The 15,196-nt window shown below is 66.4% G+C and carries 10 protein-coding genes; 9 read left to right on the top strand and 1 reads right to left on the bottom strand.

Going from position 1 to position 15,196, the window contains the following annotated elements:
• Window positions 1–61: 61 nt before the first annotated feature.
• A complete protein-coding gene (gene hrpA / locus AC3G2C_RS06240) occupies window positions 62–4,090 on the top strand; it encodes an ATP-dependent RNA helicase HrpA (protein WP_488383746.1) in 4,029 nt (1,342 codons plus the stop codon).
• Between the two features lie 39 nt (window positions 4,091–4,129).
• Here hrpA and AC3G2C_RS06245 read toward each other — a convergent pair whose 3' ends face one another.
• Window positions 4,130–4,606, bottom strand: coding sequence for a hypothetical protein (locus AC3G2C_RS06245; RefSeq protein WP_488383747.1), 477 nt, complete (start codon window positions 4,604–4,606; stop codon window positions 4,130–4,132).
• Between the two features lie 111 nt (window positions 4,607–4,717).
• On the opposite strand from AC3G2C_RS06245, the gene AC3G2C_RS06250 reads away from it, so the two are divergent.
• The 8 genes from AC3G2C_RS06250 to AC3G2C_RS06285 all read left to right on the top strand — a co-directional run bounded on the left by AC3G2C_RS06250 (window position 4,718) and on the right by AC3G2C_RS06285 (window position 14,911).
• Window positions 4,718–6,853 carry a RelA/SpoT family protein gene (locus AC3G2C_RS06250; protein ID WP_488383748.1) on the top strand — a complete coding sequence of 712 codons (2,136 nt, stop codon included), beginning with the start codon at window positions 4,718–4,720 and terminating at the stop codon, window positions 6,851–6,853.
• A gap of 77 nt (window positions 6,854–6,930) precedes the next feature.
• On the top strand, window positions 6,931–8,640 hold the full coding sequence (locus AC3G2C_RS06255; protein ID WP_488383749.1) for a tetratricopeptide repeat protein: 1,710 nt from the start codon (window positions 6,931–6,933) through the stop codon (window positions 8,638–8,640).
• A 9-nt stretch (window positions 8,641–8,649) separates the two neighbouring features.
• Window positions 8,650–9,495, top strand: coding sequence for an SDR family oxidoreductase (locus AC3G2C_RS06260; protein ID WP_488383750.1), 846 nt, complete (start codon window positions 8,650–8,652; stop codon window positions 9,493–9,495).
• Window positions 9,496–9,621: 126 nt separating this feature from the next.
• Window positions 9,622–11,949, top strand: a complete 2,328-nt coding sequence (gene mrcB, locus AC3G2C_RS06265; protein WP_488383751.1) for a penicillin-binding protein 1B — start codon at window positions 9,622–9,624, stop codon at window positions 11,947–11,949.
• Between the two features lie 2 nt (window positions 11,950–11,951).
• Window positions 11,952–12,488, top strand: coding sequence for a tetratricopeptide repeat protein (locus AC3G2C_RS06270; RefSeq protein WP_488383752.1), 537 nt, complete (start codon window positions 11,952–11,954; stop codon window positions 12,486–12,488).
• A 219-nt stretch (window positions 12,489–12,707) separates the two neighbouring features.
• Window positions 12,708–13,064, top strand: coding sequence for a DUF1428 domain-containing protein (locus AC3G2C_RS06275; RefSeq protein WP_488383753.1), 357 nt, complete (start codon window positions 12,708–12,710; stop codon window positions 13,062–13,064).
• A 327-nt stretch (window positions 13,065–13,391) separates the two neighbouring features.
• Window positions 13,392–13,865 carry a hypothetical protein gene (locus AC3G2C_RS06280; RefSeq protein ID WP_488383754.1) on the top strand — a complete coding sequence of 158 codons (474 nt, stop codon included), beginning with the start codon at window positions 13,392–13,394 and terminating at the stop codon, window positions 13,863–13,865.
• Between the two features lie 293 nt (window positions 13,866–14,158).
• The gene (locus AC3G2C_RS06285) at window positions 14,159–14,911 is read left to right on the top strand and encodes a DNA/RNA non-specific endonuclease (RefSeq protein WP_488383755.1); all 753 of its coding nucleotides are present in this window, start codon (window positions 14,159–14,161) and stop codon (window positions 14,909–14,911) included.
• Window positions 14,912–15,196: the final 285 nt, after the last annotated feature.

The raw sequence follows: 15,196 nt of genomic DNA on the forward strand, positions 1-15,196 counted from the left end.
AAAGTGCCTGCGCGGCGGAGGGCGCTTGAGAGCGGGGCCTGCGGCTATCATGTGCGGTCCGATGACACAGACACCCGCTCCCCGCCCCGCCGCCGGCGATGCCCGCCTCAGACCGCTGCGCCAGTCGCTCGACCTGGTGTGCAGCCGCGACTACGGCCGCCTTCTCGGCCGCTGGCGCGAACTGACGCGTCGCTTCGACGAGAAGAAGCTCGCCGCGCTCGCCAGCGACATCGACGCCTCGCTGGCGCGCCGCCGTGCCCGCGCCGAAGCCAAGCCGGCGATCCGCCTGGACGAATCGCTGCCTATCACCGCGCGCGCCGAGGAAATCGTCGAGCTGATCCGCAAGCACCAGGTGGTGGTGATCGCCGGCGAAACCGGTTCGGGCAAGACGACCCAGCTGCCCAAGCTGTGCCTGGCTGCCGGTCGCGGCGAGGCGGGCATGATCGGCTGCACCCAGCCACGCCGCCTGGCCGCCCGCTCCATGGCGCACCGCGTGGCGGAGGAATTGGCCACGCCGCTGGGTGACCAGGTGGGTTACCAGGTGCGCTTCAACGACCAGGTGTCCGAGCGCACCCTGGTCAAGTTCATGACCGACGGCATCCTGCTGGCTGAAACCCAGGGCGATCCCTGGCTGAGCGCCTACGACACGTTGATCATCGACGAGGCGCACGAGCGCAGCCTCAACATCGATTTTCTGCTGGGCTACCTCAAGCGCCTCGCCGTCAAGCGCCCCACGCTCAAGATCATCGTCACCTCGGCCACCATCGACACCGCGCGCTTCGCCGAGCATTTCGATGGCGCGCCCATTGTTTCGGTGGAAGGGCGCACCTATCCGGTGGAGGTGCGCTGGCGCTCGGTGGACGAGGTGGCTGCTCGCCGCGGACAACGCGCGGGCGACCTGTCGCAGGGCGGCGCCGACCACATTGCCGCCGTGCTCGATGAGATCACCCATGACGACCCGCGCGGCGACGTGCTGGTGTTCCTGCCGGGCGAGCGCGAGATTCGCGACACGCACTTGCTGCTTTCCCGCCGCCAGTACCGCGAAACCGAAGTGCTGCCGCTGTACGCGCGCCTTTCTGCGGGCGATCAGGACCGCGTGTTCAAGCCCGGGCCCAAACGTCGCGTGGTGCTGGCCACCAACGTGGCCGAAACCTCGCTCACGGTGCCGCGCATCCGCTATGTGATCGACTCCGGCCAGGCGCGCGTGAAGCGCTACAGCCAGCGCAGCCAGCTCGAACGCCTGCATGTGGAGCCGGTGTCGCGCGCCGCCGCCGACCAGCGCAAGGGTCGTTGCGGACGCGTGGGTCCGGGCATCTGCTATCGCCTTTACGACGAGGCGGACTTCGCCAGCCGCGCCGCCTATACCGATCCCGAATTGCTGCGCTCTTCGCTGGCCAACGTGATCCTGCGCATGCTCTCGCTGCAATTGGGCGAGGTGGACGAGTTTCCGTTTCTGGAGGCGCCCGATCCGCGCGTGGTGGCGGACGGCTATCGACGCCTGGCCGAAATTTCGGCCATCGACGAGCAACGCCACCTCACGCCCATCGGCCGCACGCTGGCGCGCCTGCCCATCGACGTGCAGCTGGCGCGCATGCTGGTGGAAGCGCAGAAGGTCGGCGGCCTGCGCGAAACGCTGGCCATCGTCGCCTTCCTCAGCATTCAGGACCCGCGCGAGCGGCCCGCCGATGCGCGCCAGCAGGCCGATGCGGCGCACGCGGCCTTCGCCGATCCCAAGTCCGATTTCGTGGGCGTGCTCAATCTATGGCGCGAGTACGGCAAAGCGCACGAGGAACTCACGCAATCGAAGTTGCGTGACTGGTGTTCGCGCCATTTCCTGAGCTTCATGCGCATGCGCGAGTGGCGCGAGCTGCATCGCCAGCTGTTGCTTGTGGTGCAGGAGCTCGGCTGGAAGCTGGAATCGATCGCTGCCGCTGCGCCGGCCGCATCCGTGCGTGGCGGCGCCAAGGACAAGGCCGTCGCCGTGTCGAACCGGCGCGAGCCTCGCGCAGCGCGTGAGCCGGCCGCGCCGCCGGCCAAGGCCAAGGGCGGCGAGGAGGACGAGGCTGCGCGTCAGTACGAGGCCGTCCATCGCAGCCTGCTCGCCGGCCTGCCCACGCAGGTGGGTCACAAGGACGACAAGGGCGTTTTCCGCAGCACGCGCGAGCGGCGCTTCCAGGTGTTTCCGGGTTCGGCACTCGCCAAGACGCCGCCCAACTGGTTGTTCGCCGCGCAGATCCTCGATGTGGGCGGTCGCGTGTGGGGCATGATGTGCGCCCGCGTGGAGCCGCTGTGGATCGAGCAGCAGGCGGCCCACCTCCTGCGCGCCTCCTGTCGCGACGCGCACTGGTCGCGTAAGCGCGGCCATGTGGTGGCCTATGAGCAGGTGAGCCTGTTCGGCCTCACCTTGGTGGAACGCCGACCGGTCACCTTCCACCAGCAGGACCTCAAGCTGGCGCACGAGATCTTCCTGCGCGAGGCGCTGGCGCGTTGCGACATCGATACCCGCGCCGATTTTGTGCGCGCCAACCAGCGCGTGCTGGAAGACGCCCGCGGCATCGAGGCCAAGCAGCGCCGCGAAGGCCTGTTGCGGCATGAGGACGAACTGGCCGGCTTCTTCGAGGGCAAGTTGCCCGAGGACATCAGCGACAGCCGCGCGCTGGATGCGTGGTATCGCCGCGCGCGCCCGGCGGAGCAGGCGGCGCTGCGCTGGTCGCTGGACGATGTGATGAGCGGTGGCGCGGGGCTGGACCCCAAGGCCTTCCCCGCGTCGCTCGATGTGCCGCCGCAAAAGTATCGCCTGGAGTACCGTTTCGTGCCCGGCGACGAGGCCGACGGCGTTACCCTGCATCTGCCGTTGGCCATGTTGAATGCCTTGCCCACCGCGCGCTGCGAATGGCTGGTGCCGGGCTTGCTGGGCGAAAAGGTGGCGGAACTGATTCGCGGCCTGCCCAAGGCGCTGCGGCGCAACTTTGTGCCCGCGCCGGATTTTGCGCGTGCCTTTATCGAGGCCGAGGCGCCACGTGATGAGGCATTGAGCAAGGCGCTGGCCGCCTTCCTCAAGCGCGCTACGGGTGTGGAGGTCAGCGCTGCCGAGTTCGATGCGGTCGAACTGCCGATGCATTTCCGCATGCGCTACCGCCTGCACGACGAACAGGGCAAGACGCTCGCCGCCGGTCGCGATCTGGCGGCGCTGCGCGCGCAGTGGGAAGGCCAGGCGCGTGAGGCTTTCTCGCGCAAGACCGACATCGAACTGACCCGCGAAGACGTCACCAGTTGGGATTTCGAAGAGATTCCCGAGCAGGTGCGCTCGGCGGGCGGCTTGCTGGCCTACCCGGCGCTGGTCGATCTGGGTGAAACGGTGGCTCTGCGCGTCTTCGAACGCCGTGATGAAGCACGCGAGGCGCATGAGCAGGGCGTCATCCGACTTCTGCGCAATGCGCTCGCCAGCGACATGAAGCAGGCGCGCAGACGCCTGCCCATCGCCAATCCGCTCGCACTCAAGTACGCGCCGCTCGGCAGCGTGGATAGCCTGCGCGAAGCGCTGGTGGAAGGCGGCTTTCGAGACCTGCTGACGCGACACACGTTGAACGTGCGCACCGCTGGTACATTCGAGGCGCTGCATACCCAGGCGGCACGCGAGCTTTTCGGCGCGGCTGTGGAACGCTTGAAGCTCGCCGAGCCCATCATCGAGGCGCAGGCCGAACTCAAGCCGTGGTTGCAGCCGCCGTTGATGGGCTTTGCGCGCGCCAGTTACGACGACCTGCGCGAACAGCTCGATGGCTTGCTGGTGCCGGGCTTCCTGCGCGACCTGCCTACATCACGCCTCGCGCACTATCCGCGCTACCTCAAGGCCATGCGCCTACGCGCCGAGCGCCTGCGTCAGGATCCTGCCAAGGACCAGCAGCGCATGCTGCAGGTGCTGCCGTTCTGGCGGGATTATCTCAAGTACCGCGCCGAGGGCACGGAAGGTCTGGATGAGTTGCGCTGGCTGATCGAGGAGTGGCGCGTGTCGCTGTTCGCGCAGGAGCTGAAAACCGCCGAGCCGGTGTCGGCCAAGCGGTTGACGCGGGCGGTGGAAGCGCTGAACTGAACTCGCTCGGCGACAACGTTGCCGCCGAGCGAGGTGCGATCAATGCGTGCGAACCACGGCCGTCGTGCTGGGGCAGCCATCCACGGCCATCATCCAGTTGCCCATCAGCGATCGGCGCAGGGTGACCTTGGGAGATTCGGCCGACATGCAGGCGATGCTCGTGGTGTCGGCTTGCTTCCAGACCTGGCCGTTGTCCAGGCTGAACACGCCGTGCCCGTTGAAACCGGAAAAGCCGCCCTGAATGCGGGCTTGAATCGGGCCGACCTTTTCCTTGCCGGTATAGAACACCGGATTACCGCTGGCATCCACCATCTTCGTCACGACCTTGCCGTGGCCGCTGAGCCAATTGTCGAGGTTTTGCAGCTCATCCGGCGACAACTTGTTCAGGCCGGCGGCCTTGAACTCATCCGCCGACATGCGCTGTTGCAGCGGCACGTACTGGTCGGCGGCCAGGGTGAGGGAGGGTACGGCAACAGCGGCGCACAGCAGCAACGGCAATACACGAACCAGACGCATGGGGCGATCCTCTCTCAAAGGGGCGGGGTAACGCGGGGAGCATACACGTCTACTTAAGCGCATTCATGCGGCATGTCGGGGAATCGTCGCGCGTGCACTAGAATGGCCGGCATGGTTCAAGCCGCCCCTTATCCACGCTCGGGTCTCGCCGAGTGGCGCGAACGCGCCGGCGACGTGCCGCCCATCCTGGGCGAGGCGTTGGAGGCGGCTGCGTCCGTGGCGGTGAACCAGGCCGAATGCGTCGATGTGCTGGAACTGCTCGCCATGCTCGGCTGCGATGCGAAGACCCAGGCCGCCGCGCTCTGGTTCGAGGTGTCGCAGCAGGACCCCGCCCTTTGGGCCGCGCGCGAGCCCACCCTGCCGGCGGAGCTGCAACGCCTGGTTGGTGGCCAGGTGGCGGCTGGGCGCGTATGGGCGTTGCATGCCCAGCATGGCGCGGACCACGGCGCCGAAGGCCTGCGCCGGTTGTTGCTGGCGATCATCCGCGATCTGCGCGTGGTATTCATCCTGCTGGCCCGTCAGTTGGCCCGCATGCGCATGGCCAGCGCTTGGCCAGATGCCGAACGCCAGGCCCTGGCCCGGCTCACCCGTGACATCCATGCGCCGCTGGCGAACCGCCTGGGTATCTGGCAGCTCAAGTGGGAGCTGGAGGACCTCAGCTTCCGCTACCTACAGCCCGATACGTACAAGCGCATCGCACGCCTGCTGGACGAGCGTCGCGTCGATCGCGAGGATTTCATCCGCGAATCGCTCGCCACGCTCAAGCGTGCGCTCGATGAAGCCGGCATTCGCGCCGACTTGGCCGGTCGCCCGAAGCACATCTATTCGATCTGGAAGAAAATGCAGCGCAAGTCGCTGGAGTTCTCCGATCTCTATGACATTCGCGCCGTCCGCGTGCTGGTGGACAGTGTGAGCGACTGTTATGCCGCGCTCGGCGTCGTGCATACCTTGTGGCCGCACCTGCCGGGTGAATTCGACGACTACATCGCGCGCCCCAAGGGCAACGACTATCGCTCGCTGCATACCGCGGTGATCGGCCCGCGCGGCAAGACGCTGGAAGTGCAGATTCGCACGCACGAGATGCACCGCGTCAACGAGCTCGGCGTGGCCGCGCACTGGCGCTACAAAGAGGGCGGTAGCGGCGACAGCGAGTTCGAGGCCAAGATCGCCTGGATGCGTCGCCTGCTGGAGCCGCGGGCGGACGGTGATGCGAACCTGGCCGCCGAGCTGCACACCGAACTGCTCGAAGATCGCGTCTACCTGCTCACGCCCAAGGGCGAAGTGGTGGACTTGCCGCATGGCGCCACCGTGCTCGATTTCGCCTACCACGTGCACACCGAGGTTGGGCATCGCTGTCGCGGCGCCAAGGTTAACGGCCGTATCGTGCCGCTCACCTACCAGCCGCACAGTGGCGATCGCGTGGAAGTGCGTACGGCCAAGATGGCCGAGCCCAGTCGCGATTGGCTATCGCCGCATCACGGCTATCTGCATACCTCTCGCGCCAAGGACAAGGTGCGCGCCTGGTTCCGTCGCATCGCCCACGATGCCAACCTCGCGGCGGGTCGCACCATCTTCGAAAAGGAACTCAAGCGACTCGCCCTGCCAGCGGCCGACATCGGCAAGCTGCCGGCGCACTTCCACCTGAAAACGCACGACGAACTGCTCGTGGCACTGGCCATGGGCGAAGTGGCGCCCGGGCAAATCGCCCGCGTGTTGCAGGAGGCGGCGGCGCCGCCGCCCGTGCTCGCGCCGCCGCCCGTGTCGACCACGCAACGCCAGCAACTGCGCGACCACAGCGCGTTGCGCATCGAGGGCGTGGGTAATCTGCTCACCACCTTGGCGCGCTGCTGCCAGCCGCTTCCCGGCGACACGGTGCGGGGGTTCGTTACGCGCGGGCGTGGTGTCTCGGTGCATCGCGCCGATTGCGTCAGCCTTGCCCGCCTGGCGCGGCGCGATCCTGATCGCGTCATCGACGTGGAGTGGGGCAAGGCCGCCGCCCAGGCCTACGAGGTGGACATCGAACTGCATGGCTACGATCGCAAGGGCTTGCAGAAGGATGTCACCAGCCTGATCACCAACTTCGGCACCCATATCATTGCCTCCTCCAGCCGGGTGTTCACCACCACTGGCGAGGTGGAAATGCGTTTTACCTTGCGCGTGCGTGACTTCGAACAGCTCTCCAGCCTGCTCGGCCGGTTGGCGGCCATGCCCAACGTGGTGGACGCACGGCGCGTCAGCGCAGGCTGAACACCGTGCGCCGGCGCGCGGGCGGGGCGCTGGCCCGATGCTAAAGTGGCGCCGATAATTCTCATCCTCCAGAGCCCATGAACGGACGCAAAGACCCGCACGAGCACGGTACGCAAGGCCGCACCGAGCCTACCTTGGGCAATCTCGACAACTTGGATGCGCCCGCTTCGGCTCCCAAAGACGATGGCCTGCCGCATTTTTCCAGCGAGCCCGAGCGCCGCCGCACCGGGCCGACGCGCCCGGCACCGCCCCGCGAACGCAAGCGCGGCTGGCTGATCCCGCTGGTGCTGTTGCTGGCGATTGGCGCCGGCACGTTGTTGTGGATGGAGCAGGACAAGTTGCGCGGCCTGGTGCCGAGCACCGAGCTGGACGGCGTGCTCGGTCGCGCGGAAATCGCCCTGCAGGAAGGACGTCTGGACGGCAATGACGGCAGCAGCGCACGCGAGTTGTTCGAAGCGGCGCGCGCCTTGCAGCCAGACAACGATCGCGCCCGCGACGGCCTGCGCCGGGTGGGCCTGGCCGAGGTGGCGCGCGCCGATGCGGCGCTCCAGGCCGGCAGGCTGGACGAGGCCGATCAGGCCCTGGCAGCCGCGCGCGAGCTGTTGGGTGGCGGTAGCGATGTGGATCGTCTTTCCCAGGCACTAGCCAACGCCCGCAATGGTTCGGTGCAGACCGGGCACCTGATCGAACAGGCCCAGGCTGCACTGGAGGCCGGCAAGCTGGACGGCGACGACGGCGCTGGCGCGCTGTACCGCAAGGTGCTCTCGGCCGACCCGGGCAACGCTGTGGCTTCGCACGGTTTGGACAAGGTTGGGGAGGCGCTGGCCGCCCAGGCGCACAAGGCGCTGGACGCGGGCGATCGCGCCACGGCATCCGCGCTCACCGACCGCCTTGCCGCGCTGTTGCCCAACTACGGTGAGCTGCCGGCGTTGCGTGCGGCCCTGGTGCAGGCCAGCCAGCAGGACAACGGTCAGCTCACCGACGCCATCAAGCAAGGGCAGGAAGCACTGCGCGCCGGCCGTATCGCGGGCGAAGGGGACGACACCGCACTGGCCCATTTCAAAGCGGCGCTCGCCATCGATCCCGACAACGCCGATGCCAAGGCAGGCCTGGGCCAAGTAGCGCAGGCGTTGATCGTGCAAGCCAATGCCGCTATCGACAGCGGCGACAACGCGCAGGCGCGCAAGCTGCTCGACCAGGCCGCCCAATGGGCGCCGCGTTCGGCCGAGCTGGCATCAGCACGCGCACACCTGGGCGACAACCGCAAGGCCGGCACCGTACCACCCAACAACACGGTGGTGCCGGCAGACGAGGCAGGTGACCTGCAACATCCACCGCTCACGCCGCAGCAGAGCGCCGAATTGGCACGCACCATCCAGCGCGCCTCGGCTGCCGCCGCGCAAGGCAAGCTCATGTTGCCGCCGGGCGAGAGTGCCTATGACCTTTACCGCCAGGCGCTCGCCATCGACGGCAACAACGAAAGCGCGCGCCACGGCCTGGAAACCTTGCCCAATCTCGCCATCAGCCAGTTCAACCAGGCATTGGCGGCCGGGCGCCTGTCGGTGGCTGGCGAGCGCCTGGCCGATCTGGGCGATCTTTCGCCGGGCGATGCGGGCCAGGGCCAGTTGCGCCAGCGCCTGGCCGGTGCCTGGATGGACCAGGCCGAGCAGCAATTGCAAAGCGGCGATCGCCCCGGCGCGGCGCAGTCGCTGGATAGCGCGCGCAAGCTTTCTCCCGGCAACCCTCGGCTGGCCGCCTTGATGGCGCGCCTGTCGTCGGGTCCCTGAGGATCGCGCATGAGCATTGTGGTATTTGGCGCCAGCAGCCAGATCGGCCGCTTTCTGCTGCCGCGCCTGCATGAGCGCGGCGAACAGGTGCGCGCGTTGAGTCGAGTGCCGCGCGTGGACGAGCCATGGTTGCGCTGGTCCCAAGGTTATTTGCCCGATCACATACCGGACATGGGCCGCCCGTTGGCGGTGATCAGCTTTGGTCCGCTGTTGCCGTTTGCCCGGTGGTTGTCGACCACCACGCTGTCGCCGGGTACGCGAGTGATCGCCACCAGCTCGATGAGCGCCGAGTCGAAACAGGCCTCCGACGTGCCCGCCGAGCGCGCCATCGCCCAGACCTTGCGCGATGGCGAGGCGGCACTGGCGGCGGCATGCGAACGTCAGGGCGCGTTGTGGACCGTGTTTCGCCCTACGCTTATCTACGGTGCCGGTCTGGATAAGAGCCTCACGCCCATCGCGCGCCGCGCGATGCGTTTGCGGGTGTTTCCGCTGCCCGCCGGGCGTGGCCTGCGCCAGCCGGTGCATGCCGACGATATCGCGGCGGCCGTGGTTGCCGCGCTCGATCATCCGGAGGCGGCGGGGAGGGTATTCCCGCTGGGCGGAGGCGAGCGTCTCACCGCGGGTGACATGTTCGCGCGGGTGCGCCGCAGCCTGCCGACGCCAACCCTGCCGATACCGATTCCGGCGGCGCTGTTGAAGCTGGGGCGGCACATGGTGCCGCGCTTGCGCGGCCCGCTGACGCGGCTGGAGTCGAACCTGGTGGCCGACAATAGCGAGCTGGAACGACTACTTGGCGTGGCCCCGCGCCCGTTCCAGCCCGACGCCGCTTGCTGGGGCGCCGCGCAGCAGCGCTAGTTCGCGCTGACCCGGAACCTGCTCCAGGCCGCCCTCTACCCGCCACAAACCGCCCCCGGCGTTCAGATGCCCGCCGGGAAACAGGCCCTATGATCGCCGGGCCCTCCTGTTCAGGATTCCCCTTCCTTGGCCTTCTTCACCCGTCTACGAGAGTTCCTCAGCGCCATCTGGCCCTGGATTCGCATCCCGTTCTGGGTGTGCATGGGCCTGCTGTTCGGCTTCGTGCTGCCGTACACGCTGATACTCAACAAGCGCGTGCAGGATCGCTTCAACGACCTGGTGTTCGCCGTGCCCACGCGCGTGTACGCGCGACCGCTGCCGCTGGCTGCCGGCACGCCCATGACGCCCGCCGCGCTGGAGTTGGAACTCACCTTCGCCGGCTACTCCAACGACGGCCACGGGCAGGTCGCCGGTACCTGGGCGAAAGAGGGCAGTAACTACACCATCGCCTCGCGCGGCTATGCCGGCCCCGATGGCGGCGAAGTGCCCAAGCGCATCCGCGTGTCCCTGGGCAAGGGGCAGGTGGCTGGCGTGAAGGACCTGGGCAGCGGCAAGGCGCTGCAAATCACCCATCTGGACCCCGCGCGTATCGCCACCGTATACGGCTCGCAGCAGGAAGAACGCCGCATCGTGCGCCTGGCCGATGTGCCGCCGCTGCTGCTTGGCGGTCTGCAGGCGGTGGAAGATCGCGACTTCAAGCATCACTTTGGCATCGACCTCACCGCGATCCTGCGCGCCACCTTCGCCAACCTGCGCGCGGGCCACACGGTGCAAGGCGGCTCCACGCTCACCCAGCAGCTCGTGCGCAACCTGTTCCTCGATCGCGAGCAGAACTTTTCGCGCAAGTTCAACGAAGCGCTGATGTCCATCCTCATCGAGGCGCATTACGACAAGAGCCGCATCCTGGAGGCGTACGTCAACGAGGTCTTCCTCGGCCAGCAGGGCAACCAGGCGGTACACGGCTTTGCCGCCGCGTCGGAGTTCTACTTCGGCCGCCGCATGGAAGACCTCAAGCCGCAGGAGATGGCGCTGCTGATCGGCATGGTGAAGGGCCCCAGCTACTACGACCCGCGTCGCTACCCTGATCGCGCGTTGGCGCGCCGCAACCTCGTGCTCGATCAGTTCGTGGAAACGGGCTTGCTGCCGAGCGATCAGGCCGCCGCATACAAGGCGACGCCACTGGGCATCGTCACCAACGGCCAGTTGCCGCATAACCGCTTCCCGGCGTTCATGCAGCTGGTGCGCGCGCAGATCACCAGCGACTTCGACGACGACACACTTTCCAACGGCAATCTCAGCATCTTCACCACGCTCGACCCGGCCGCGCAGATGTATGCGGAGCAGGCCATCACCACCACCGCCAACGGGCTGGGCAAGCGCGGCGAAGCCGCACAGGCCGCCGCCGTGGTTACCGAGGCGCAGACCGGCGCGGTGCTCGCCATCGTCGGTAGCAAAATCCCCGGTGATCAGGGCTTCAATCGCGCGCTCGATGCGCGTCGTCCGATCGGTTCGCTGGTGAAGCCGCTGGTGTACCTGGTGGCGCTGGCCAACCCGGAGCGCTGGAACCTGGGCAGCCCGGTGGACGATTCGCCGATCAGCATGCGCCAGCCGGACGGCAGCTACTGGACGCCCAAGAACGACGAAGGCGATTCGCACGGCATGGTGCCGATGGTCGATGCGCTGGTGCATTCGTGGAACCTGGCCACCATCAACCTGGGCATGAGCGTGGGTGTGCCGCGCATCAAGGCGTTCCTGGAGTCGTTCGGCCTCACAGGCGTCAATCCCAGCCCCTCGCTGCTGATCGGTGCGTTGGACATGTCGCCGTTGCAGGCCGCCCAGCTTTATCAGTACATCGCCGCCGACGGCCATGCCTTGCCGCTGGTTGCGGTGCGCGGCGTGGTGGATAGCCACGGCCAGACCATCAAACGCTATGAGGTGAAGACCGGCTCGGGCGAGTACCAAACGGCGGTGCGCCTGGTGACCTGGGCCATGCAGCAGGTGGCGCGCTCGGGCACGGCCGCCTCTATTGGCAACTCGGGCCTTGCCTACCTCAACGCGGCCGGCAAGACCGGCACCAGCAACGACATGCGTGACAGTTGGTTCGCCGGCTTCACCGGCGATCACCTGGCGGTGTTCTGGATGGGGCGCGACGACAACAAACCCAGCGGCCTTTATGGCGCCACCGGCAGCCTGCGCGCCTGGCAGGAGCTGTTCAAGAAACTGCCCACGCGGCCATTGGCCTCGGCGCCAGGCGAAGGCCTGGAAATGGCTTGGATCAACACCTCCGATGGCAAGCGTTCGGAAGAGGGTTGCGAGGGAGCGCGTCAATTGCCCGTGGTGGCCGGTACACTCTCGCAGGACGCCGAGGGTTGCTTCTGGCAGCACGTCGGCAATCTCTTCGGTGGCGGTGACAGCGCGCCCGCCCCGGCCTCCACTGCACCTATCCGAGATTGACCATGTACCGTCGTACCCTTCTTCGCCTTACCGTCGCGCCGGCCGCCCTGGCCGTGGCCCTGCTCGCTGCCTGCAGCCAGCCCAGTGCACCTGCGCCGCAAGCCACCCGGCCCAGTCATTCGGATGAGCAGATCATCGCGTCCATCCGTGCAGCCGGTGAAAAAGAGAAGTCGGTGATCGACGTGCATCCGCTGCGCGATCCGGGCGTGGCCGCGCTGCAGGATGCCGCCGATGGCGACCTGCGCACCGGCCAGTACGATGCGGCGGCGGTCAAGCTGGATCAGGCCATGAAGCTCAGCCCCAACTCGCCGGACCTGCTGCAGGATCGCGCCGAGTTGGCTATCCACCAGAAGGATTACGCCAACGCCGAACAGCTGGCGCGGCGCTCCTACGAGCTGGGGCCGCGCCTGGGCCCGCTATGCGCGCGCAACTGGCAGACCATCGCCGAACTGCGCGAGCGCGCTGGTGATGAAGGCGGTGCGGTCAATGCGGCCAAGTCGGTTACACAGTGCCATGTGGAAGGCTTGCCGCGTTACTGAGGGTGATCGCGCGGCGCGCCCGTGCGCGCCGCGGGATACGATGGTTCGGTGCAGTCAGGCTGTGCGACCGCATACACGTTGCGCGTCATTCCCGCGAACGCGGGAATCCCGTGCCTCTGCGTTAAAGGCCCTGATGCCCGTGGATGTCGCCGTTTGCGACGATAACGGCAGAATGGCCTAAGCTGATCCGCGTTTTCCACCGATCGCAGGAGCCTTGCCATGTACGTTGCCGGTTTGGTTATCCCCGTGCCTGAAGACCGAATGGACGATTACCGCCGATGGGCGGAGAACGGCGCGAAGATCTTCAAGGAATACGGTTGCCTGGAGATCGTCGAGAGCTGGGAAGACTTCGTGCCCGACGGCAAGTACACCGATTTCCGGCGTGCCGTCGACGCCAAGCCAGGCGAGAAGATCGTCTTCACCTGGCAGATCTGGCCTGACAAGGAAGCTCTCGCCGCTGCCGAGACGCGCATGCACGAAGAGGGGCGACTCGAGTCCAGCACCGAGCCGCCTTTCGACGCCAAGCGCCTCATCCTGGGTTGCTTTCAGCCACTCTTCTCGATGGGCCGGGCGTAGCTGGCTCACCATGCAACGCAGTGCTCGGCGGTGTGTATCCGCGTGATGTCGAGCGATTCGCCGGGCATCGATAAGCGATGCGTGGTTGGCAGCGGAAGCGAGTCGTGCCGCGCGACATCGTCGGGTGAGTGCCGAGCGCCCTGGCCATATTCGCCGTCAAGCTAAGGTGTATTTGTTGAGGCAAAAGCCGCTGATGTGCGTCGTCGCACGCAATGCCTCATTGTGCTCCTTGGACTACGACACTTCAGGGCGTTGACTGACTGCGCTGCGGGCATTCGACGAGCCCAATCCCGAAGCCTCAATCGGAGGCTACGAAGGGATGCATGCATGAAATCGTTTATCGCAACGGCTCTTGTCGCAGGCCTTACGTTCGTCGGTGCCGCTTCGGCACAGAGTCTTTCCCACGCCCAACGCTTGGCAGCTTTGCCGCAGGACACGCCAGTGCCGCAGTTGGTGTGTCAGGTTTACCCGTATCCGCGCGCGGCAGAATCCTCGTGCTCGGGTTCGCTGCCATGGGCACCCAACACGGCAACGTTCAATTTCCTGAACCTGCCGGCGGGCAATTACACCTATAGCTGGAGCATTCCAAGCATGCCGCGCCTTTCGGTGTCGACGGGATGCACCACCGGCGCCGACTGCACCGTGCGTTTCAGTGCGCTGGGCAATGACTTCGACGCCACCATTACGGCGACGGCATACAACACCACCACGGGCCAGCAGTTCGTGCTGAGCGCCAACGTGTCGCAGCCTGCCGTGTGCGGCAACACCATTGGCGGAACCAATCGCTTCATCTGGTGTTGATGTGACCTGCGTGCGGGTCGGCGTTTGGTCGGCCCGCACCACGTCATCTGGGAATCGGGAATCCAGCGGTGCATTCGCCTGCTTGAGCAAGTGCGCTGCCTGGCCTTCTCAGGTGCCTCGTGTCAACGGGCGATCAAGGCATGGTGATTCGTGAGTGGACGGCGATAGGCATGTGACGGCGCGCACAGGATCGATAGCGCGCGCCCCATCGTATGCGTGCTCGCTCGAAAGGTCATGGATCTGACATGCCCCGTCGCTAGGTTCCGGAGCACCTTTCATCATCGGGGAACAACATGTTGCGCTTTGGCTCTTGGCTGCTTGCAGTTTGTTTCTTCGTGTCCGGCGCTTCGTATGCCGGTACGGCGTGCCCGAATTTCTACATCGCCGGTACGGCACCTACGCTCGATGCATCGTTGACGAGTCGTACCACCGAGGTTTGCCATACCGAATATGTGCTGCTCGCTTCGGGCGTGACCAAAGGCCCGCTGTATTCGGCGGAGCATTTGACCGCCGCACAGATCGCCGGTGCCGACGCCATCAGCCGCAGCGGCTCCTGGCACCAGGAAACGGGCATCCCCACGGCCGATCGTTCGCAGTCTTCCGACTATACGAACAGCGGTTACGACCGTGGTCACATGACGCCGGCAGGCGATGCGTCGACGCTCACCTCCGAGAACGAAACCTTCTCCATGGCCAACGTGGTGCCGCAAGTGCATGTGTTGAATGCGGGCGAGTGGGAGAAGATCGAAACCTACGTGCGCAACCTCGCCACGCAGTTGGGCGAGGTCTATGTGGTGACCGGCCCGGCCTTTGATCCCAACACCATTCCCACCATCGGCAAGGACGGCGTGGCGGTGCCGGCCTATACCTGGAAGGCCGTGTACGAGCCCGGCGTGGGCGCTGCGGCGTTCCTGTGCACCAACGAGAGCACCTACACCTGTGCGGTGGTGTCGGTGGCCGACGTGAAGACCATGTCCGGCGTGGACCCGTTCCCCGCGCTGTCGACCACGATGAAGAACAACCCCATCGGCCTGACCTTGCCGTAGGAGCCTGTTCACGATCTCCGCGTAGCCCGCGTTGCGTGGGTGTGCGCGCCAGGGAGCAGCGTCTGGCGAAGCGCCTGACTGGCGGCCAGTGCGAGCCGCACGCAGGTTCCTCTTGGGTACACCAGTGCAACCCTTCGGGCCAGGGCGGTTTGCGACCGGCTCCGCGTCATCACTTGGTTGCGACTTCAGCCGGTCAAAGCAACACACTATAGACGCGCAAGCGGAAGGAGTGTTGCATGGCACCCAGACTTCGGCGTCACATCACCGATAGCGAGAAGACCCTGC

It is taken from the genome of Frateuria sp. sgz306004, assembly GCF_057750885.1.